Origin of the sequence: Elioraea rosea, from assembly GCF_007644105.1 — a bacterium.
GTDB classification, from domain to species: domain Bacteria; phylum Pseudomonadota; class Alphaproteobacteria; order Acetobacterales; family Acetobacteraceae; genus Elioraea_A; species Elioraea_A rosea.
Window position 1 is genome coordinate 1 of sequence record NZ_VFAC01000019.1, and the last position, 20,806, is coordinate 20,806.

At 71.5% G+C, this 20,806-nt stretch carries 21 protein-coding genes; 7 read left to right on the forward strand and 14 right to left on the reverse strand.

The window, feature by feature from the left end; all coding sequences use genetic code 11:
* On the reverse strand, positions 1–626 hold a 626-nt coding region (locus FIF60_RS12640; RefSeq protein ID WP_144186450.1), incomplete at its 3' end, for a glycosyltransferase family 9 protein.
* A 110-nt stretch (positions 627–736) separates the two neighbouring features.
* On the opposite strand from FIF60_RS12640, the gene ygfZ reads away from it, so the two are divergent.
* Both ygfZ and FIF60_RS12650 read left to right on the forward strand, forming a co-directional pair.
* On the forward strand, positions 737–1,576 hold the full coding sequence (ygfZ, locus tag FIF60_RS12645) for a CAF17-like 4Fe-4S cluster assembly/insertion protein YgfZ (RefSeq protein ID WP_144186451.1): 840 nt from the start codon (positions 737–739) through the stop codon (positions 1,574–1,576).
* Entirely contained in the window at positions 1,573–2,049 is a 477-nt protein-coding gene (locus tag FIF60_RS12650) for a methyltransferase family protein (RefSeq protein WP_144186452.1), read from the forward strand. Before ygfZ ends, FIF60_RS12650 begins: the two co-directional genes overlap by 4 nt.
* On the opposite strand, the gene FIF60_RS12655 is transcribed toward FIF60_RS12650, so the two are convergent.
* Entirely contained in the window at positions 2,046–2,810 is a 765-nt protein-coding gene (locus tag FIF60_RS12655) for an FkbM family methyltransferase (RefSeq protein WP_144186453.1), read from the reverse strand. The two genes, FIF60_RS12650 and FIF60_RS12655, sit on opposite strands and share 4 nt — an antisense overlap.
* 133 nt (positions 2,811–2,943) lie before the next feature.
* On the opposite strand from FIF60_RS12655, the gene FIF60_RS12660 reads away from it, so the two are divergent.
* On the forward strand, positions 2,944–3,768 hold the full coding sequence (locus tag FIF60_RS12660; protein WP_158639195.1) for an SAM-dependent methyltransferase: 825 nt from the start codon (positions 2,944–2,946) through the stop codon (positions 3,766–3,768).
* A 3-nt stretch (positions 3,769–3,771) separates the two neighbouring features.
* Here FIF60_RS12660 and FIF60_RS12665 read toward each other — a convergent pair whose 3' ends face one another.
* From FIF60_RS12665 to FIF60_RS12680, 4 genes are all read right to left on the reverse strand, one after another.
* Positions 3,772–4,833, reverse strand: a complete 1,062-nt coding sequence (locus FIF60_RS12665) for a WD40 repeat domain-containing protein (protein ID WP_144186455.1) — start codon at positions 4,831–4,833, stop codon at positions 3,772–3,774.
* Entirely contained in the window at positions 4,830–5,822 is a 993-nt protein-coding gene (locus FIF60_RS12670; protein WP_144186456.1) for a CobW family GTP-binding protein, read from the reverse strand. The genes FIF60_RS12665 and FIF60_RS12670 overlap by 4 nt, the downstream gene beginning before the upstream one ends.
* A 38-nt stretch (positions 5,823–5,860) precedes the next feature.
* Positions 5,861–8,032, reverse strand: coding sequence for a response regulator (locus FIF60_RS12675; RefSeq protein ID WP_144186457.1), 2,172 nt, complete (start codon positions 8,030–8,032; stop codon positions 5,861–5,863).
* Positions 8,033–8,093: 61 nt separating this feature from the next.
* On the reverse strand, positions 8,094–9,413 hold the full coding sequence (locus FIF60_RS12680; RefSeq protein WP_144186458.1) for an aspartate aminotransferase family protein: 1,320 nt from the start codon (positions 9,411–9,413) through the stop codon (positions 8,094–8,096).
* A gap of 156 nt (positions 9,414–9,569) precedes the next feature.
* Between FIF60_RS12680 and FIF60_RS12685 the strand changes: the two genes are divergently transcribed.
* From FIF60_RS12685 to FIF60_RS12695, 3 genes are all read left to right on the forward strand, one after another.
* Positions 9,570–10,244, forward strand: coding sequence for a glutathione S-transferase family protein (locus FIF60_RS12685; RefSeq protein WP_144186459.1), 675 nt, complete (start codon positions 9,570–9,572; stop codon positions 10,242–10,244).
* Positions 10,245–10,248: 4 nt separating this feature from the next.
* Positions 10,249–11,088 carry a VOC family protein gene (locus tag FIF60_RS12690; protein WP_144186460.1) on the forward strand — a complete coding sequence of 280 codons (840 nt, stop codon included), beginning with the start codon at positions 10,249–10,251 and terminating at the stop codon, positions 11,086–11,088.
* Between the two features lie 197 nt (positions 11,089–11,285).
* Positions 11,286–12,257 (forward strand): hypothetical protein, encoded by a 972-nt coding sequence (locus FIF60_RS12695; protein WP_144186461.1) that lies wholly within the window; start codon positions 11,286–11,288, stop codon positions 12,255–12,257.
* Between the two features lie 64 nt (positions 12,258–12,321).
* Here the strand turns inward: FIF60_RS12695 and sucD are convergent, their stop codons facing one another.
* The 5 genes from sucD to FIF60_RS12720 form a co-directional block, all read right to left on the reverse strand.
* On the reverse strand, positions 12,322–13,194 hold the full coding sequence (sucD, locus tag FIF60_RS12700; RefSeq protein ID WP_144186462.1) for a succinate--CoA ligase subunit alpha: 873 nt from the start codon (positions 13,192–13,194) through the stop codon (positions 12,322–12,324).
* A gap of 1 nt (position 13,195) precedes the next feature.
* Complete coding sequence (sucC, locus tag FIF60_RS12705) at positions 13,196–14,392, reverse strand: ADP-forming succinate--CoA ligase subunit beta (protein ID WP_144186463.1); 1,197 nt, start codon at positions 14,390–14,392, stop codon at positions 13,196–13,198.
* 74 nt (positions 14,393–14,466) lie between these two features.
* Positions 14,467–15,420 carry a malate dehydrogenase gene (gene mdh, locus FIF60_RS12710; protein WP_144186464.1) on the reverse strand — a complete coding sequence of 318 codons (954 nt, stop codon included), beginning with the start codon at positions 15,418–15,420 and terminating at the stop codon, positions 14,467–14,469.
* Positions 15,421–15,577: 157 nt separating this feature from the next.
* Positions 15,578–16,000, reverse strand: a complete 423-nt coding sequence (locus tag FIF60_RS12715; RefSeq protein ID WP_144186465.1) for a hypothetical protein — start codon at positions 15,998–16,000, stop codon at positions 15,578–15,580.
* Positions 15,990–17,366 (reverse strand): FliI/YscN family ATPase, encoded by a 1,377-nt coding sequence (locus FIF60_RS12720; protein WP_144186466.1) that lies wholly within the window; start codon positions 17,364–17,366, stop codon positions 15,990–15,992. Before FIF60_RS12720 ends, FIF60_RS12715 begins: the two co-directional genes overlap by 11 nt.
* A gap of 176 nt (positions 17,367–17,542) precedes the next feature.
* Between FIF60_RS12720 and FIF60_RS12725 the strand changes: the two genes are divergently transcribed.
* Complete coding sequence (locus FIF60_RS12725; protein ID WP_144186467.1) at positions 17,543–18,274, forward strand: Npun_F0296 family exosortase-dependent surface protein; 732 nt, start codon at positions 17,543–17,545, stop codon at positions 18,272–18,274.
* Here the strand turns inward: FIF60_RS12725 and FIF60_RS12730 are convergent, their stop codons facing one another.
* The 3 genes from FIF60_RS12730 to zapE form a co-directional block, all read right to left on the reverse strand.
* Entirely contained in the window at positions 18,275–19,036 is a 762-nt protein-coding gene (locus FIF60_RS12730; protein ID WP_144186468.1) for an FkbM family methyltransferase, read from the reverse strand.
* 167 nt (positions 19,037–19,203) lie between these two features.
* Positions 19,204–19,599 (reverse strand): acyl-CoA thioesterase, encoded by a 396-nt coding sequence (locus FIF60_RS12735; RefSeq protein ID WP_144186469.1) that lies wholly within the window; start codon positions 19,597–19,599, stop codon positions 19,204–19,206.
* 10 nt (positions 19,600–19,609) lie between these two features.
* A complete protein-coding gene (gene zapE / locus FIF60_RS12740) occupies positions 19,610–20,800 on the reverse strand; it encodes a cell division protein ZapE (protein ID WP_144186470.1) in 1,191 nt (396 codons plus the stop codon).
* Positions 20,801–20,806 lie beyond the last annotated feature (6 nt).

The following is a 20,806-nucleotide window of genomic DNA, read 5'->3' on the forward strand; positions in this document are numbered from 1 at the left end:
CGCGGGAGGGCGGCGAGCACGGGCGCGGCCATCGCGCGCTCGGCCTCGCCCGGGCCGCCGAACACGGCCGCGCGCGCGCCGGGAAGCGGGCCGTCGGCGGCGGCAAGACGGTCGAACAGGGCGACGAAGCGGTTGGCGTCCCACACCTTGCCCGCCCAGTTCGCCGTCGGGCCGAGGCCGATGATCGGCGGGCCTGGCGGAAGCAGGGCGGCGGCCTTCGCCTCGTGCGCCGGTGCCGTCCAGACGACCGGAAGCGGGGGCGGGTCGAGCCCGAGCACGGCGCCGAGCTGCGCGATGCGGTGCCCCTCCTTCCGCCCGCCGCGCATAACGTAGCGCCTGCCGGCGCGCAGCATCAGAGTCAGCGCCGAGCCGCGGAGGTCGACCGCGATGTCCCACCGCATGGGCGCGACCGCACGCCAGAGCTCGAGCCAGTGCAGCCCGAGGCGCCGTTTCGAAAGCGCGATCACCCGCTCGCGCCCGGGGCAGGCGTCGAACAGCCCGGCGGCGGCGGGGCCGCAGGCGATGGTGACGGAAGCGCCCGGATACGCGCGGAGGAGATGGTCGAGCAGGCCGGTCGACAGCACCGCGTCGCCGATCCGGGTCGCGGTGACGAACAGGATGCGCATCGCGCGCCTTGTAGCCGAGGCGTGGGCCGCTGTCAGGGGCGGGCTGGCCGGGGGGGGGGGGGAGGAGGCCGGCGCTTGTTCCACCCGGCCGCCGCGCCCATCTCCGGAGGATGAGCGCTATCTCCCATCTGCCTCATCGCGGCGCCGTGGCCGTCGAGGGGCCCGACAGGGTGGCCTTCCTCCAGGGCCTCGTGTCGGCGGACGTCGCGCGGGCAGCGCCCGGCCAGGCGCTGTGGTCCGCCCTGCTGACGCCGCAGGGGCGTTGGCTGCACGAGTTCTTTGTCTTCGCCGAGGGCGAGCGGCTGGTGCTCGAGTGCGAGCGGGAAAGGGCGGGCGATCTCGCCCAGCGTCTCGCCCGGTTCCGGCTGCGCGCAAAGGTGACGGTGGCCGACATCTCGCCCGGCGTCGTGGTGGCGGCGGGCTGGGGCGGCGCGGCCATGCCGCCGGGGCTTGCGGCGCCCGATCCGCGCAGCGTGGAGGCAGGCTGGCGCGGCGTGTTTCCGGAAGCCGAGGCGCCGGCCGCGAGCGAGCCCTTCGAGGCGTGGGACAGCCATCGCCTCGGTCTTGGCCTGCCGGACGGCTCGCGCGACCTCGAGGCGGACAGGACGCTGCTTCTGGAAGCCTGGTTCGACGCGCTCGGCGGCGTGTCCTGGACCAAGGGCTGCTACATGGGGCAGGAGCTGACGGCGCGCACGAAGTATCGCGGTCTCGTCAAGCGCAAGCTCGTTCCCGTCCGTGTCGAGGGGAAGCTGCCGGAGCCGGGCACGCCCGTGCTCGCCGCCGAGGCGGAGGTCGGCACGATCCGGTCGGGGCGGGGTGATCGGGCGCTCGCGATGCTCCGCACCGAGGCGCTCGAGGGCACGCTCCGCTGCGGCGAGGCGGTGCTGCATCCCGTGCGCATGCCGTGGATGGCAGCCGTCGAGGAACCGGCCCAGGAAGCGACCCAGTGACCGAGGGGCTCGACGACAGCCCGCCTCCCGTCGCCATCCACCCGCCCATCCTCTACGCCGCTGCGTTCCTCGCAGGGCTCGGCCTCGACAGGCTCCTGCCGCTCCCGGCCTTCTTCTCGGACGGCGTCCGGCACGGCGCGGCGAGCATGCTTCTCGTGTTCGGAACCTGCTTCGCGCTGTGGGCGGCCTGGCTTTTTCACCGGGCCGGAACGGGCATTCCCACCTGGCAGGCGGCGACCCGGTTCGTGCAGCGCGGGCCCTACGCGATCAGCCGAAACCCGATGTATCTCGGCGTCAGCGCCGCCTATGCCGGGCTCGCGCTCGCGCTTGCGTCGTCCTGGGCACTGATACTGCTTGTGCCGGTGCTCGTGGTGATGGACCGCTTGGTCATCGCCCGCGAGGAGCCCTACCTCGCCGCCCGGTTTGGGCCTGCCTACGAGGCCTATCTCCGGCGCGTCCGGCGCTGGATCTAGGCAAGCCGCTCGGGGTCCAGGCAGGCATAGACGTCGCCGCTGTTGGCGTCGGCCGGCAGGGCCGCGATCCACTCTGCCATGGCCTCGGCGCCGATCAGGCGCGGGTGCGCGAAGGCGAGGCTTTCGCCGAGCGAAGCGTTGAAGGCGCGGTAGCCGAGGGCCACGAGCCGGTCGAGGCAGGCCTCCGCGATGTCGCGCTGGATCGTGGTGAACTCGAAGGAGAGAGCGCGCGGCGGGCGCGAGAGGCCACGCAGCGCCTCCGCCTCGAACCCCTCGACGTCGATCTTGGCGAAGTCGGGCAGCCCGTGCTCGGCGATCAGCGAATCGAGCGAGACGGCGGGCACGGTTACGGCAACCGACCAGCGCTGCCCCTCCCAGCCCACGGCACCATCGGCTGCCTTCAGGAACTCCGCCGAGGCGGTGCTGACGGTCGGGTTCGCCGGGTTGACGTGCAGCGTCACCGAGCCCGGCTCCGCGGCCACCGCCGCGGCAACGAGGGTGACGGAGGGGTCTCGGCCGAACATCAGCCGAAGCACGCGCAGCGGCCCCGGCTGGGGCTCCACCGCGACGACGCGCGCGCCGAGGCGGCGGAAGCTCGCCACCCTGTCGCCCACATGCGCGCCGACATCGAAGCCGAGCTCGCCGGGCGCAAGGAAGCGGCCATACCACCGGTCGAGCGCCGCGCGACGGGCCTTGCCGCCGCGATGGTAGACGGCGACGGAGCGGATCAGGCCGGTGGCTTCGCGAAGTTTGTCGAGCATGCTCCTTCAGGCCATGTCCTGGTCGCCGTTGCAAGATTTCGCCACAGCACGGCCCTTGTCGCGGCAAGCTGCCATGGGCAGGGTGCGCCGCTGAACAGGGAGAAGGTCTGGTGCCGGGCGAGCCGCCATGCCGGTGACTGCACGAGCGAGCGACCGCGCCATCGCGCGGTTCCTCGACGTCTGCGCGCGGGATGCGACCTTGCGCGCGCGTCTCCGCGGAGCCGAGCCGACGGCCCACCGCGTGCTCGCCTTACCTGGCGGCGCGCCGGACACGGGGCTCCTCTACCGTCTTGCCGAGCAGGCGGCCGAGCTGCCGCCTGAGCCCGTCGCCCTCGATGCCGGCTGCGGCCTCGGCAACCTGATGGTCGATCTCGCGACGCGCCGTGGCGGGCGGTGGGTGGGGCTGACCTATTCGCCGATCCAGTGCGAGCGGGCGCGCGCCCTCGCGCAGGCCCGTGGCCTCATCGGCGCGATCGCCCTCCATCTCGGCGCGCCCGACGATCCACCCATGCAGCAGTTCGATGCGGTGTTCGCCGTCGAGGCGCTGCTGCGCGCGCGCGATGCCGAGGCCGGCCTCGCCGCGCTCGGCCGCGTGCTTCGCCCGGGCGGGCGGCTCGTTCTCGTCGAGGACATGGTGGAGGCCGATGAGCGGGAGCGCAGCGAGCTCGCACGCCGGCTCCGCGCGCCCTCGATCGCTGGCGAGGCGGAATGGCGGCGGAGGATCGAGGCCGCCGGCTTGACCCTCCTCGCGGTCGAGGACCTGACGCCGATGGTGCCCGCCCACAGCCCGGCGGCGGTGGACAGGCTTGCCCGCCGGCTCGCAACGGCGCGGCGCTTCGTTCCGCTTGGCGATCTCCGCCGCGCGCTCGACGCCCGGCTCGGCGCGCTCGGGCTCGAGCGGCTGATCCGCAGCGGTTCCGCTCGCTACATGATGATGACGGCGACGCGGCGGGAGTGACCGCTATCGCGGCGGCGGGCTCGAGAAATCGACGAGCGCGGCGAAACCCTGCTCCGTGCCGAAGGCGAGCCAGCGCCCCTCCGGGCTCCAGGCGAGCGCGCTGACCGCGCCGCGGCCGGGCTCAGCGACAGGCAGCACGCGCCCGCTCTCGATCTCGACCAGCACGACGAGACCGTCCGCGAAGCCGGCCGCGACCACCTCGTGCTGCGGGTGGCAGGCGACCTGGCTGACGAGCACGGCATCGCCCCCGGCGAGCTCGCGCGGCGCCTTGCCCATCGGCCCGTCGCCGGTGAAGGGCCAGCACACCACGGCCTCGGCGCCGGAAGTGGCGAGCCAGCGGGTGCGCGGGGTGAAGGACATCGACTTCGTCTTGGCGGGATAGCCGCTCATCCGCATGTCCGCGCCATCCTCCAGCCGCCAGCCATGCAGGGCGTTCTCCTGCATGGAGGTGACCAGGTAGCGGCCATCGGGGCTCATCGCGATGCCTGTGTGGCTGCCTTTCCAGGCGAAAGCACGGGGGCGGTCCTCCTTCGCGGCGACGAACCAGAGGCTCGCGCCGTTGTAGTGGCTCGCCGCGATCCGCTTGCCCTTCCCGTCGGTCGCGATTCCGGTGACGGTCGAGGGATGGGCGAGCGACTTGAGGATGCGCGCGTCCTTGCCGCCGTCGAACAGGTGCACCTGCTTGCCCACAGCCGCCGCACGCCACGGTCCCTTCCCCGGGAAGGCAAGCACGTGCTCGACCCATGCACCCGGCCACGTGGCGAGGGGCGCGGCCTCTCCCGTGGCGTCGAGCCTTGCGAACAGCCCGTCGTCGCCGCCGGAGAGAAAGGCGCCCGGCGCCGAATCGGGCGCGAGGGAGAGCGCGGCGCCGTCATGCACGGCGGGCCGCGCCGCGACGCGGGCCGGGTCGGCAAGCGAGACGAGCGCGACCGTTCCGTCACCGAGCGCGAAGGCGGCGGTGCGCCCCGAGCCCTCGACGGCGGCGGTGACGACATGCGCCTCGAGGCGGTGCTGCGCGCCGCGCGTCTCGAGGATGAAGTCCGCGCCGGAGGCCTCGGCGCTCATGCGGCGGCGCAGGCCTCGAAGCCGCGGCGGAGCTGCGGGCGGTTGAGGTTGCGGCCGATGAAGACGATCCGGCTCGCTCGTTCCTCGCCCTCCTTCCACGGGTTCACGAAGTCCCCGTCCGCGATCATGTGCACGGCCTGAAAAGCGAAGCGCCGGTCCTCGCCCGGATAGGCGAGCACGCCCTTGGTACGAAGCAGGTCCGGCCCCTTCTCGGCGAGCAGGGCTGAGATCCACTCGTTGAACTTGTGCGGATCGACCGGGCCGGGAATGGAGAACGAGACCGAGCGCACCTCCTCGTCGTGGCTGTGGTCGCTCTCCTCGAGGAAGCTGGGCTTCTCGCCGAGGATGCGCTCGAGCGAGAAGGCATCGCGCCCGAGCACGGTCTCGACCGGCACGTTGCCCCGCTCCGCGCGGTGGATCGTCGCGTGCGGGTTGATCGCGCGGATGCGCGCCTCGAGGGCGGCGAGCTCCTCCTCCGTCGCGAGGTCGGTCTTGTTCAGGATTACCACGTCGGCGAAGGCGAGCTGCTGGCCGGCCTCCCGCGTGTCGGCAAGCCGCTGCGGCAGGTGCTTGGCATCGACGACGGTGACGATCGCGTCGAGCCGGGTCTTCGCCTTCACGTCCTCGTCGACGAAGAAGGTCTGGGCGACGGGAGCGGGGTCGGCCAGCCCGGTCGTCTCGAGCAGGATGGCGTCGAACCGGTCGCGCCGCTTCATCAGACCGCCGAGGATGCGGATCAGGTCGCCGCGGACGGTACAGCAGATGCAGCCGTTGTTCATCTCAAACACTTCCTCGTCCGCGCCGATGACGAGGTCGTTGTCGACGCCGAGCTCGCCGAACTCGTTGATCACGACCGCGATGCGACGCCCGTGCTGCTCGGTGAGGATGCGGTTGAGCAGGGTGGTCTTGCCGGCGCCGAGATAGCCGGTCAGCACGGTCACGGGCACGGTGTCGCGGTTGGGGCGCGTATCAGGGAGCGTGTCAGGCATGGCGTTTCCCGGTCGAGGAAGAGGGGCGTGCTGCCCCGCTATATGGTCGTCGCCTGCTGGCCGGACCAGCCTTGCTGGCGTGCGCCTGTCGCACGGCTCCTGAGCGCCGCCTCGGTCGCCTCCGCCGCCTCGCGGAGCTGGGCGATGCCCTGCGGCGACGCCGCCTCCTCGAGGTGCCGGGCCATCGCCGCGACGCGCGGCGCGCCCACCGCCTCGTAGGCCGAGGCGACGGCGCGGGCTGCTGCGGCCACCCCCTTCTGGTCGCCCCGCCGCAGCGCCGCCTCGGCATCGGCCAGCGCGGCCGCGCCCTCCGCCGTCTGGCGTTCGACGAAGCGGGCGAAATCGGCAGGCGAGAGGGTCGAGCGGACGAAGGTGAGCGTCTCCTCGTCGAGCAACGCCACCGTCTCCGCCCGGGTCGGGTGCAGGCTCGAGACGCGCTGGACGACAACGCGGGAGAGCTCGTCCAGAAGTGCTGCGGTCGCGACCGGCTTGGCGATCACGCCGTTCATGCCGGCGGCGCGGAACGTCTCGTGCTGCTCCGGCAGGACATGCGCGGTGACGGCGATCACGGGGATCTGCCCGACGGGGGGCGGCAGGGCGCGGATCATCCGCGTCGCCGCGAGCCCGTCCGTGCCGGGCATCTGCACATCCATCAGCACCGCGTCGTAGGGCCGCTCGCGCAGCAGCCTGAGCGCCTCGGTCGCATCCGCCGCGGTGTCGCAGACATGGTGGTGGCGTTCGAGCATCGCGGCGAGCAGGCGCCGGTTCGTCGGCACGTCATCGACCGCGAGAAGGGTGAGGGAGCGCGGCGCTGCGGCTTCGGTGTCCTCGACCGCGTCGGCCGCGCGCGGCGCGAAGGGAAGCACCGCGCGCACGGTCTCCGACCGGCCCGCCCCGGCGCGGGCGCGGGTGAGCTCGCCGCCCATCGCCTCGGCAAGCGCGATCGCGGGAGAGAGGCCGTCCGAGAGGTCCTGCCCCGGCCAGGCCTCGCGGAGATCGACCGTCTCGAAGGCACCGCCGCGCAGCGTCGCGGCGGAGCTGTCGCCGACGAGGAGGGCGAGCTTCTCGCCCTCGAACCGAACGGCGATGCCGAGCGTCGCGCCGGGTGCGAGCGGCAACATCCGCACGATGAGCGCCTTGAGGAGCCGCACGAAGCGCGGCGCGTCGCCGACCGCGAGAAGGGCCGGCTCCTCCCCCTCGCTCCTGCCCTGGGGCGCGGCGCTACGAAGCGGGCCGCCGACCAGCGCGGCCCGGCCGCCGAGCTCGCTCACCCGTGTCTCGAGCGAGCGCAGCACATCGCCCACCGTCTCCACCGGATCGAACGGCGCGCGCAACGGGTCTGCCCGCCCTGCCGCGAGCGAAGCGGCATCGCCGAGCGCGTCGGAGAGGTCGAGCAGGTCCTCGGCCGCGTCGAGCGCGGCGCGTGCCGCGCGCGTGCTCTCGGCATCGAGGCCCGGCGTGTCGAGCACCATGCCGAAGGTCCCGGCGATCCTGTGCAGCGGGCCGGCGAGGTCGCGCGCCGTGGCGGCGAGGATGGGCGCGCCGGCGAAGACCGGCGCGGAAACCGGGAACTCCACGTCCTCGCCCTTCGGCAGGCCGCGCACGATCACGAGCCCGGCCGTGGCGAGGCCGAGCACGGCGACGAGGAAGGCGCCGGTCGCGAGCGCCTCGGTCTGGCGGATGCGCTCGAGCCGCCGCACCGCCTGCACGACCTGCACGGAGGTCGCCGCATCGAAGGCAAGCGCGAGATCGGCGAGCGGTTCGCGCAAGGGAGGAAGAAGGCGGGTCAGCTCGATCACCGCCGCCTGCGGCATCGCCGCGCCAGGCACCGAGGCGGAGGTGCCGAGAAGGTCGTCGATGCGCGCGACGAGCGCGTCGAGCTGGACCAGCGTCTCCTCGAAGCGGGGCAGGGAGGCGAAGTGCACGCGCCACTCATCGCCGCGGATGCGCGCGATCGAGGCGACGAAGGCCTCGTAGCGCTGGCGCAGCAGCACGGGCGGCGCGCCGGCGAGCGTCTCGAGCGCGGCGGCATAGAGCCGCGCCTGGTCGAGCGCGAGGCCAGCTGCATCGAATCGCCCCGGCTCGATTGAGTAGCGCTCGAGCATCGCGATGGCGCGTTGCGAGGCGAGGTGCGACCACACCACGCCGCCGCCGGTGACGGCGACACCGAGCGCGAGGCCCGCGAGCATCAGGCGCGAGGCCTGGCGCATCGGCTACTCGCGCCTGCCCGGAGCCGCGCCGGCCATCGTCACGCCGCCCGCCTCCGGAACCTCAGGCGGCTTCCGCGCGCACGGCCTTGTCGAGCGTGTCGAAGATCCGGTCGACATGCTTGCGCTCCACCGTCAGTGGCGGCGAGAGCGCGACGATGTCGCCGGTGACGCGCACGAGAAGCCCGTCGTCGAAGCAGCGCTGGAACACCCGCATCGCCCGCTCGGTCGGGCGGTCCTTCATCGGCTCGAGCTCGATGCCGGCGATCAGCCCGGAATCCCGGATATCCGTCACCAGCGGGTTCGAGCGCATCGCGTGCGCGGCATCCTGCCAGTAGGGAAGCAGCTCGCGCACGCGGCCCGCGAGGTCCTCCTCCTGGTGGATCCGGATCGAGGCGATCGCGGCGGCGCAGGCGAGCGGGTGGCCGGAATAGGTGTAGCCGTGGAAGAACTCGATGCCGCCCGGGACGCCGTTGACGACCGTATCGTAGACATCGTTCGTCACCGCGACAGCGCCCATCGGCACCGCGGCGTTGGTCAGCCCCTTCGCCATCGTCATGATGTCTGGCATCACGCCGAAATGCTCCGCCGCGAAGCCGCTGCCGAGACGCGAGAAGCCGGTGATCACCTCGTCGAAGATGAGCAGGATGCCGTGCTTGGTGCAGAGCTCGCGCAGGCGCTTCAGATATCCCTTCGGCGGTACGAGCACGCCGGTGGAGCCCGCTACCGGCTCGACGATCACGGCGGCGATCGTGTCGCCGTGCAGCTTCACGAGATCCTCGAGATGGTCGGCGAGATGCGCGCCCTCGTTCGGCTCGCCGCGGCTGAAGAGGTTCTGCGGAAGATGCGTGTGCGGCAGGTGATCGACATAAGGAAGCTGCGCGCCGAACTGGCGGCGGTTGGCGACGATGCCGCCGACGCTCATGCCGCCGAAGCCGCAGCCATGGTAGCCGCGCTCGCGCCCGACGAGGCGCTGGCGGTGGCCCTGGCCGCGGGCGCGGTGGTAGGCGAGCGCCATCTTCAGCGCCGTGTCGGCGCTCTCGCTGCCCGAGTTGGTGAAGAAGATGCGGTCGAGCCCGTCCGGCGTGAACTCCGCGAGCCGCGCTGCGGCCTCGAAGGCGACGGGGTGGCCCATCTGGAAGGTCGGCGCGAAATCCATCTCATCTGCCTGCGCCTTGATGGCGTCGGCGATCTCGCGCCGCCCGTGCCCCGCGTTGACGCACCAGAGACCGGCCGTGCCATCGAGAACCTCGCGACCCTCGGGCGTGTAGTAGGAGACGCCCTCGGCGCGGGCGAGCAGGCGAGGGCCGGTCTTGTAGCTCCGGTTGGCCGTGTACGGCATCCAGAACGCGTCGAGATTGTTGGGGCGAAGCGGAACGTTCATGGGAAGGCGCCTCCTTGAGCGCCGGCAGCATGCAGCGCGGCGGCAGGGTGGCACTGCGCCAAGGCCGCATCAACCGGGCGTCCATAGCCGGCGGGATTTGCAGCATCGCCGGCCCGTGGCACCGTGCCTGCTCCTGCCACCCAAGCAGAGGCGACGATGCCTGACGGAACACTCTACATCGGCACGAAGCGCAACTCATCCTGGAGCCTTCGCGGCTGGCTTCCGGTTCACCTCGCGGGGCTCGACGTCGAGGAGGTGCTGATACCTCTCGGCCAGCCCGACACGGCCGCGCGCATTGCCGCCGCCTCGCCGAACGGCCTCGTGCCCTGCCTGCATCACAAGGGTGCCGTGATCTGGGAGAGCATCGCGATTGCCGAATACTGCGCCGAGCTCGCGCCGGGCCTGTGGCCGGCGGAAATCCGCGCCAGGGCGCATGCGCGCGCAATCTCCGCCGAGATGCATGCGGGCTTCCGCGCTCTGCGCCAGGCGATGTGGATGAACACGGGGGCGGATTTCTCCGCCCGCGCGGCCGGGCACGGGCGGACGCCGGAGGCGCTGGCCGACATCGCCCGCATCGAGGCGATCTGGGCCGAGACGCGCGGCCGCTTCGGCGAGGGCGGGCCGTACCTCTTCGGCGCCGAGTTCACGATCGCCGACGTGATGTACGCCCCCGTCGTGACGCGGTTCATCACCTGGGCACCGCCTCTGTCGGAGGCGAGCCGCGCCTATGTCCAGGCCGTGCGCGCCCATAAGCTCGTCGATCGCTGGTACCGCGAGGCCGATGCCGAGCCCAAGGCTTGGCACCAGGCGAAGTACGAGACGGCGCCCTGAGGCGATGGCAGCCACGACCCTAGACCATGTCGGCATCGCCGGGCGCGACCTCGCTCCCCTCGCGGCGCGGTACGAAGCCCTCGGATTCACCCTCTCGCCTTTCGCGCAGCACCGTGCCCCGGGGGCGGACGGGGTGGTTCGCCCGATCGGCACCGGCAATCGTTGCGCCATGCTCGAGCGGGGCTATCTCGAGCTGATCGCTGTCGTCGACCCGGCCCTGCCGTCGAACACGCTGGACCGGTTCCTCGCCCGCTACGAGGGGCTGCACATCGTCGCCTTCGGCGTCGAGGACGCCGACGCCGAGCTCGCCCGGCTGCGCGGCCTCGGCATTCCCATTCCCGGCATCGCCTGGCTCGAGCGCCCGGTGGACACGCCGGAGGGGACGCGCACCGCGCGCTTCGCAAGGCTTCCCCTGCCCGACGCACCGGAGGGCAGGGTGCAGCTCATCCGGCACCTGACGCCGGAGCTGCTCTGGCAGCCCCAGCTTCTCAAGCACGCCAACGAGGCAGTCTCGCTCGACGAGACGATCCTGGCGGTCGCCGACCCGGGGGAAGTGGCTGGTCGGTTCGGCAGGTTGATCGGCTCCGAGCCGGTGGCCGTTCCGGGTGGCTTCACCCTGCCGCTTGCCGGCGGGGCGCTCAGGGTGCTCGACGCCGCAGCGGCCGAGGCGGCCCTGCCTGGCCTCTCCGTACCCTGCCTGCCCTTCATCGCCGGCATCGTGATCGGCACCGCGGATGGCGGCGCGGCGGCCGGGCGGATCGCCGGCGCGCATGGTCGCAGGGTGGAAGGGGGCTTCCTGGTGCCGGGGGCGCAGGCGGGAGGCGCCGCGCTTCTGTTCCGGTGAGGCACCCACGAGCCTTTCGCATGAACGGCTTGGTCCGCTTCTGCACCAGGAACAGACGTGGGGATCACGCGCGCTAGTCCTCACCGGGGAAAATCTGTTCACGAACTCGCGCGCTCGCGGTAGTCTGTGTTCAGCATGGACGCGGGACTGCCCGCCGGATTGTCTCGGCTGGGCTGTATCGGAGGTGCATTCTCCCCGTGACGGACGCGAAGCTCCGCTCGACCTGGACGACGAAGGCAGCGCAGGCCGCCTTCTCTCCCGGCGCGCCGGTTCCGCTTCCGGCACTCGCGGCACTTCCCGTGCTGCCGACCTCCTTCAGCACCGCCACCGCCGAGCCGCGCCGGCAGAGCGAGGTGCCCGAGGGGGGAAGCGAGCGCATCGATGCGACCTTGTCGGATGACGGACCCCACGAGCGCTTCACCTGGAATGGCCCGACCGCCTCGAGCGTGACGGTCGCGCAGGTCGGCGAGCCCTCGAACCCGCACGCCGCCCCCGTTCGCGTCAGCGATCTCTCCGGCGGCGGCGCCGACCAGAACGCCCCGGCCTGCCGTCCAGGCGACCAGACCTCGGCGGAGAAGCAGGACGACGCCACCGGCGACGATGGGCCCGAGGCACCCGCACGCGACAGCAGGGGCGGCGAGCAGGGCGCGCAGCTTCCCAAGTGCTCCATCGAGTTCGATCCCGACTCGGCCGAGCCCGACGTCGTCGCACAGGCGCCTGCCGCACCGGCGGAGAAGGTCGCCGGCGGTTCCAGCGGCCAAGGTTCGCGCGCGCAGCCGGACGCGGCTTCGAACGGCAATGCGTCCCGTAAGCCCCCTGAGGCCGACCAGGGCGACGGCAGCCAGCCTGGCCAGGCGGCGGATGGCTCGTCCAATACGGCGTCCTCGGGAACGTCCTCGTCCTCCTCCGCGTCCGCGTCGTCCGCCTCGACCCAAGGCCAGGCGCCGGCCGACACCGCACCGCTCGTGGTGACGGAAGCGACGCGCGGCATCGGCGCGGCGGTGATCGACCCGATGCTGCCGACCGACAGCGTCACCTTCGGAAGCGACCCTGCGCTTCTCTTTCCGGGCACGAGCCAGACGGTTCCCGACCCTGTGGGTGACGCGCTCGCCTCCGCGACGACACTCGTCCCCCCCGTCGATCCGACGGACTACAGCCTGCTCGGCTGAGCGCGACCGAAAACGGCGCGGGCCGTGGCCCGCGCCGTGCGTTCAGGCGCCAGTGATCGTGCGGTCAGCCGAGCGCCTTGACCATCGTCGAGCCAAGCGCGGCCGGGCTGTCAGCGACATGGATACCCGCCTCGCGCATCGCCGCCATCTTGTAGGCGGCCGTGTCCTTGCCACCCGAAATCACGGCGCCTGCGTGGCCCATGCGCCGGCCGGGCGGGGCCGTCGCGCCGGCGATGAAGCCGACGACGGGCTTCTTCACCTTCTCCCGCGCGAGGAACTCGGCGGCTTCCACCTCGCTCTGCCCGCCGATCTCGCCGATCATGATGATCGCCTGCGTCTCGGCGTCGGCGAGGAACATCTCCAGCACCTCGATGAAGTCGAGCCCCTTCACCGGGTCGCCGCCGATGCCGACGCAGGAGGTCTGGCCGAGACCCGCGGCGGTGGTCTGGGCCACCGCCTCGTAGGTCAGCGTGCCCGACTTCGAGACGATGCCAATCTTGCCGCGGCGGTGGATATGGCCGGGCATGATTCCGATCTTGCACGCATCGGGCGTGATCACGCCCGGGCAGTTCGGCCCGATCAGCTTCGACTTCGAGCCCGTGAGCGCGCGCTTGACCTTTACCATCTCGAGCACCGGGATGCCCTCGGTGATGCAGACGATCAGCGGCATCTCCGCGTCGATCGCCTCGAGGATGGCGTCCGCCGCGAACGCGGGCGGCACGTAGATGGCGGACGCGTTCGCGCCCGTCCGCTCCTTCGCTTCGGCGACCGTGTCGAACACAGGCAGGTCGAGATGCGTCGTCCCGCCCTTGCCCGGCGTCACCCCGCCGACGACCTTGGTGCCGTAGGCGATCGCCTGCTCGCTGTGGAACGTGCCCTGGGCGCCCGTGAAGCCCTGGGTGATGACTTTCGTGTTCTGGTCGACGAGAACGGCCATGTCACGCGGCCTCCTTCACGGCCTTGACCACCTTGGCGGCGGCATCGGCAAGGTTGTCGGCGGAAACGATCGGCAGGCCCGACCCGGCGAGGATCTTCTTGCCGAGATCGACATTGGTGCCCTCGAGCCTGACGACGAGCGGCACCGACAGCGACACCTCCCGCGCGGCCGCGACCACGCCCTCGGCGATCACGTCGCAGCGCATGATGCCGCCGAAGATGTTGACCAGGATGCCCTCGACGTTCGGGTCAGAGAGGATGATCTTGAACGCCGCGGTCACTCGCTCCTTCGTCGCGCCGCCGCCCACATCGAGGAAGTTCGCGGGCTCGCCGCCGTAGAGCTTGATGATGTCCATCGTCGCCATGGCGAGCCCGGCGCCGTTGACCATGCAGCCGATATTGCCGTCGAGCGCGACGTAGTTGAGGTCGTGCTTGCCGGCCTCGAGCTCCTTCGGGTCCATCTCGCTCTCGTCGCGGAGCTCGGCGATGTCCTTGTGGCGGTAGAGCGCGCTGTCGTCGAACGTCACCTTGGCGTCGAGCGCCACGACGTCACCCGCGCCCGTCACCACCAGCGGGTTGATCTCGACGATGGCGCAGTCGAGCTCGACGAAGGCGCGGTAGAGCGAGAGCACGAAATTCGTGAAGCTCTTCACCTGGTTGCCGGTGAGCCCAAGCCCGTAGGCGAGCTTGCGTCCATGGAAGCCCTGCACGCCAGCGGCAGGGTCGATGTGCACGCGAAGGATCTTCTCCGGGTGGTGCGCCGCCACCTCCTCGATCTCAACGCCGCCCTCGGTCGAGGCCATGATCACGACGCGGCCCACGGCCCGGTCGATCAGCAGGCCGAGATAGAGCTCGCGCGCGATGTCGCATCCGCTCTCGACATAGACGCGCTGCACCTTCTTGCCGGCGGGGCCGGTCTGTGCCGTGACGAGCACCTTGCCGATCATCGCCTCGGCGGCCGCCTTCGCCTCGGCAGGTGACTTGGCGATGCGCACGCCGCCCTTGCCCGAGGCATCGTCGAGGAAGCGGCCCTTGCCGCGGCCGCCGGCGTGGATCTGCGCCTTCACCACCGTCACCGGCGTGCCGAGGGAGGCGGCGATCTTCTCCGCCTCCTCAGGGCTCCAGGCGACGCCGCCCTTCAGCACGGCCACGCCGTATTTGGCCAGGACTTCCTTGGCCTGGTACTCGTGGATGTTCATGCGGGAGCCCCCGTTTCGAAGGAAATGTGGTCCGGATACGAAGCGGGCCGGGACTGCTCCCGGCCCGGTCGGGTTCAGCCGACGAGCTTGCGGCTCGCCTCGATCAGTTCGCGCACCGCGCCGCAGCTCTTCTCGAAGGCGGCCTTCTCGCCGTCGTTGAGGGAAATCTCGACGATGCGCTCCACGCCGCCCGCGCCGATCACCACCGGCACGCCGACATAGAGGTCCTTCACGCCGTACTGGCCCGTGAGCCAGGCGGCGCAGGGCAGCACGCGCTTCTTGTCGCGGAGGTAGCTCTCCGCCATCGCGATCGCGGAAGCCGCAGGCGCGTAGAAGGCCGAGCCCTTCTCGAGAAGCTTCACGATCTCGCCGCCGCCATTGGCGGTGCGCGAAACGATCGCGTCGATCTTCTCCTGCGTCGACCAGCCCATCTTCACGAGGTCGGGCACGGGAATGCCGGCGACGGTGGAGTAGCGCGTGAGCGGTACCATCGTGTCGCCATGGCCGCCGAGCACGAAGGCGGTGACGTCTTCGACCGAGACGCCGAACTCGTGGGCGAGGAACAGCCGGAACCGGGCGCTGTCGAGCACGCCCGCCATGCCGACAACCTTCTCCGGCGGCAGGCCCGACTTCTGCTGGAACACCCACACCATCGCATCGAGCGGGTTGGTGATGACGATGACGAAGGCATCGGGGCAGTGCGTCTTCACGCCCTCTGCCACCTGCGCGATCACGCCCGCGTTCTTGGCCACGAGGTCGTCGCGGCTCATCCCCGGCTGGCGCGGGAAGCCTGCGGTGATGATGACGACATCCGCCCCCTTGATGGCGGAATAGTCCGACCCGCCGGACATCATCGCGTCAAACCCGTCCACGGGGCCGGACTGCATGATGTCGAGGGCCTTGCCGGCAGCCACGCCGCCGAACACGTCGAACAGCACGACGTCGCCGAGTTCCTTGAGGCCGACGAGGTGGGCGAGCGTTCCGCCGATGTTGCCGGCTCCGATGAGCGCGATCTTGCTGCGGGCCATGGCCACCTTCCTCGTTCTGTCTCTCTGACTGCTGCCGAGGCGCGGCGCGCGTCCAGCCGGCGCCCTTCCGCCTCGCCCGGAACCGGGCGGGGGTTCCCCTAGCGTGTTTGGTGCATCGCGGCAAGGCGGGGGCGGGAGGGCCTTCCTGCGGCCCCGATCAGCGCCTCCGGCCACCCTCGCTGCGGAAGCGGCGGACGCTCTGCGCCGCCTCGTCGAGCATCGCCTGGGCACGGCGTTGCGCCGCCTTCGCCGCCTCGGCATCGCGCTTCTCGGCGAGGATCTCGACCGAGCGCTCTGCCGCCCGTGCTTCGGCCAGAGCGAGGCGCCGTCGCTCCGAGGCACGGGCGGCCGCATCGGCCTTGGCTGCCTCGGCGCGGGCCTGGGCGAGGCCGAGCGGGAGCCAGGCGGCATAGGCGCCGGGGTCACCCTGCTCGGCTTCGGTGGTGAGCGCCCGCTCTGCCGCTTCGGCGCGGGCGAGCGCTGCGTCCTCGGCGGCGATGGCAGCGGCGAGGTCCCGCCGTGCCTCGTTCACCGAGAGGCGGCGGAGGCGGGCGAGCGTGGCGAGCGGGTCACGCCGCATCGGCGCCTGCGAGGATGCCAGCCAGCGCGCCGAAGGCGGCCTCAGGGCTCTCCGCCTCGTCCTTGTCCTGGGCGAGTAGCGCCTCGATGCGCGGGGCGAGGCGCACCGCCTCGTCCACCTCGGGGTCGGTTCCAGGCCTGTAGGCGCCAAGCCGCACCATGTCGGCCATGTCCGCATGCAGCGAGAGAAGCCGCCGTGCGCGGGAGAGAAGCGCCTTCTCTTCGGCAGAGAGGATGCCCGGCGCGGCGCGGGATAGCGAGCGGAGCACGTTCACCGCAGGGAAGCGCCCGGATTCCGCGATGCGGCGCTCGAGCACGACATGCCCATCGAGGATGCCGCGGGCTGCGTCGGCCACGGGCTCGTCATGGTCCTCACCCTCGACCAGCACGGTGAAGAGTGCGGTGATCGAGCCACCCTTGCCCTCCAGTCCCGGGCCTGCGCGCTCCAGCAGGCGGGGAAGCTCGGCGAACACCGAAGGCGGGTAGCCGCGCGTGGCCGGCGGCTCTCCGGCGGAGAGGCCGATCTCGCGCGCCGCGAGGCAGAAGCGCGTGACGCTGTCCATCATCAGCAGCACGTTCAGCCCCTCGTCGCGGAAATGCTCCGCCACCGCCAGCGCCGCATGCGCCGCCTCGCGGCGGAGAAGCGGCGCGGCGTCGGAGGTCGCGACGACGACGACCGAGCGCGCGAGCCCTGCCTCGCCCAGATCGTCCTCGATGAACTCGCGCACCTCGCGGCCGCGCTCGCCGACCAGCGCGATGACGGCGACGTCGCATTCCGCCTGGCGGGCGAGCATGGCCATCAGCGTGGACTTGCCGACGCCGGAGCCCGCGAAAAGTCCCAGCCTCTGCCCTTGGCGGCAGCCGGCGAACAGATCGAGCGCGCGCACCCCCATCGGCAGGCGCGGCCCGAGGCGAGAGCGCGCCGTGGCCGGCGGCGGCGCGGTGCGCACGGGCCGGGGCACCCGGCCAGGAACCAGCGGCCCCTTGCCGTCAAGCGGGTTGCCGAGCGGGTCGATCACCCGCCCGAGCCAGGCGTGCGAGACCGAGAATGTCGCCTCGCCGCCGATGCGCGCAGGCATGCCGGGGCCCAGCCCCGCGAGGTCGCCAAGCGCCATGGCCTGGGCGCGGCCGGAACGGAAGCCGATGACCTCGAGCGCGACCTCGCGCCCATCGCGGGCTGTCGCGACAAGCCGGTCGCCCACCGAAAGAAAGCCGGTGACGCCCTCGACCTCGACGGCAAGCCCGGTGACGGCACCGATCCGGCCCGAGAGCTGCAGCGGCGGAAGCGCGCGAAGCGCCGCGGAGGCTGCGCCAAGCCGCTCGGTCAGCGGCAGGACGGGATCCTCCTCGGCGATGGCGTGCGACATCGGCAGCATCCTGTCCAACCGCAATGGTGGCCTCTTCCTGGCGTGCTCCTGTGTGTGGAGCCGTGCGGGTTAAGGGACCGTGAAGCGATCTCGCCGCGGCGACGTTAACGGTGTGTGAAGCCGAGTGGTGTCGGATGCACAAGCGGCGTCGTGGCCGCAACGCGAGAGGATCGGGAATGCTGACGATGACGCGCTTGGGTGGGGTTGTTCGGGCCATGGCGGTGGCGATCGGGCTCGGCGCCTGCGGCCCGGCGCTGGCCGCGGTGACGATCTCGGAGACGCCGAACGGCAGCCCCGCCCCCTCGCTTACGATGCGCGACAATCTCGACTGGCTTGCGCTCGGCGCGGTCGGAGGAACGAGCCCGGTGAGCGGCATCGTCGTGACGCTGTTCGGCGGCGCAGCGGCCGTCACCGGCAGCAGCGACGGTCGCTACGCCGCGCCGTTCCTGACGGGGCAAAATGGCGAGGGGTTCGGCGCGGGCGGCAGCAGACAGCGCTCCGGCGTCGACGCCACGACCTATCTCACGACCGGATCGACGCTGGCGCAGCGCGATGCGCGTGCCGAGATCATCCTGCCCTACCTCACGCTCGACCTCGGGCTGCTCTGGGGATCGGTCGATGACCACAACGCGCTCGCACTGTTCGCGGGGGACACGCTCGTCGGCACGGTGCGCGGCGGCGACGTGATCGCCGGTGCGTCCGGAAACCAGGGGCCGCAGGGAACACGGTACATCAACATCCGCTCGGACGCGGCGTTCGACCGCCTGGTGGCCTCCTCCGCCGGCTATGCGTTCGAGTTCGACAACATCGCCTTCGGCCCCGCAGTCGCCATCGCGGCGCCGGCGGCGCTCGGCGTGTTCGTCGTCGGCGTCCTCGGGCTTGCGGCGGTGCGACTGCGCTTCCGCTAGCTACGCTGGACCCTCAGCGCATCCGCGCTGCAAGCCTCTCGCCAGATCAGGGCGAGGCGAGAAGATGAAGTTCGCGACATAGGGCTTGCTCACGCTGAAGTTTTGGTGCGTCTCCGCATCGAACCGCTCGATCGGCAGAACCGTACCGCGGTGGAGGAACCAGCCGCGATAGCCGAGCGCTGCGAAATACGCGAAGGCCTCGTCGACGATGCCCGGGCGATGCCTGTTCTCCAGCTCAACGATGATATTGGGGCGGCAGCGCTTGAGCACCCCCTCTGCGCCGTGGAACACGCTCATCTCGTGGCCCTCGACGTCGACCTTCAGGAAGGCCACGTCCTCCGTCACCGCCTCGTCGAGCGTCACGATCTCCACATCGACTTCCTCATCGCCCGAAACGGCATTGGCCGGCTCGATCGTCGCGAGCCCGAGCCCGTCCCGTGGTATGCGCAGCACGGCGCGGCCAGGACGATCCGACACAGAGGCCTCGCGGACCGTCACGCGCGTCGGGAAACGGCGGCGAAGATGCGCCGCCAGCGCCGGGTTCGGTTCGAAGGCAAGGCAGGCGCGCGAGACCCGGCGCATGAAGTACGTGTAGTCGCCCAGATGGGCACCGACATCGACGGAAAGCTTCGAGCGGTCGCACAGGAGGTCGATGATGCGCACATGCGGGTCGCCCCAGCGCCATTCCTTGAAGGCGGCGTAGTGCGACCCGAGCGCACCCTGGTCGCGATCGAGCCACGCATCGACGAAACGCGGAATCATGGCGTCAGGCACTCCGTGGCGGATGGCGCCCGGCTGGGCGACGTGTTCAGTCGGGCAATGCCCGCGTCGAACCTGACCTGGCGAAATGGATCGTGGCGATCGTAACGCGGTTCGCGACCGGCTGGGGCGTCGTGCTGCCCTCTCTGTGGAGCTCCGCGAAAGAGACCTTACCGCCGCACCGGCCGCGGCGTGCCGTCCTCGTTCAGCGCCACGAAGGTGAAGGTCGCGACCGTGACTCGCTCATGCACCTCGGCCTCACGGGGGCGGCGCCAGGCGCTGATCCGGAAGCGCAGCGAGGTGCGGCCGATGCCGAGCAGCTCCGCCCATACTGATACCTCGTCCCCCACCTTCACCGGCCGGTGAAAGGCCATCGCCTCGATCGCCACCGTGGCCACGCGGCCCCTGGCCGCACGCCCCGCTGCGAGCCCGCCCGCGAGATCCATCTGCGCGAGAAGCCAGCCGCCGAATATGTCGCCGGAGGGGTTGGTGTCGGCCGGCATCGCCAAGGTGCGGAGCGCAGGCTCTCCGGGCGGAACCGTCTCCGGTGGCTCGGGCGTCACCATGGCTTTCTCCTCAGGTCAGATGCGGCAGGGCGAGATAGTCCTCGCTCTGCATTTCCATCAACCGGCTCGCGGTGCGCTGGAACATCGAGGCGTTCTCGCCGCGCTCGTACAGCCGGTCGGGGATGTCGGCGGCGGAGGCGACGAGCTTCACCCGGTGCTCGTAGAGCGCGTCGATCAGCGTGATGAAGCGCCGGGCGCGGTCGAAATTCTGCGGCGAGAGGCGCGGAATGTCGTCGAGCACGAGCGCGTGCAGGTGCGTCGCCAGCGCCAGGTAGTCGGCCGGGCCGAGCGGCACGCCGCACAGCGCCTCGAAATCGGCCCGTGCGACGTGATTCAGCGCCAGCGGCAGCGTCACACGCCGGCCGAGCACCTCGAGCACGAGGGGTGCGGGGCTGCCCTCGCCGGCGAGCTCCTCGAAGGTGCGGCCGAGCGCGGCATCGGCCCGCGCATCCGCCGGCGCCCACCAGGTGCGCATGCCGAGGATACGGTCGCGCCGGTAGTCGCGCCCGCCATCGAGCACGATCACCTCGAGCCGCTCCTTGATGACGGCGATGAAGGGCAGGAACCGCTCGCGCTGCAGCCCGTCCCGATAGAGCTCGTCTGGCACCGTGTTCGAGGTGGCGACGACGATCACGCCGCGCGCGAACAGCGCCTCGAACAGCCGGCCGAGGATCATCGCATCGGCGATGTCGTGCACCTGGAACTCGTCAAAGCAGAGCAGGATCGACCGTTCCGCTACCTGGTCCGCGAGCGCGGGGATTGGGTCTGCCTCGTCGGAGCGCTGCCGGTGCGCGTGCAGGAAGCGCTGCACCTCCTGCATGAAGGCGTGGAAGTGCACGCGGCGTCGCCGCTCGGTCGGTGCGGAAACGAAGAACAGGTCCATCAGCATCGACTTGCCGCGCCCGACGGAGCCGACGAGGTAGAGCCCCTGCGGCACGTCCGTCCCATCCTCGCGGACGCGGCGCTGGCGTGCGCCGTCCGATCGGCCGAAGCCGAGCCGCGCGCGGAAGGCAGAGAGCAGCCCGCCCTGGCCCAGCTGGGGCGCTGGCGGGGCGTAGCCGGCCAACGCCCGCCAGAGCCCCTGGAGGCGTTCGGCCGCGAACTCCTGCGCCGTGTCGGGCATGAGCTCGCCGCGCGCCACGCGGGCACGCCAAGCCGGAAGCGGCCCCTGGGCGGTGGCGCTGTCGGTCGCGGCATCCATCGGGCA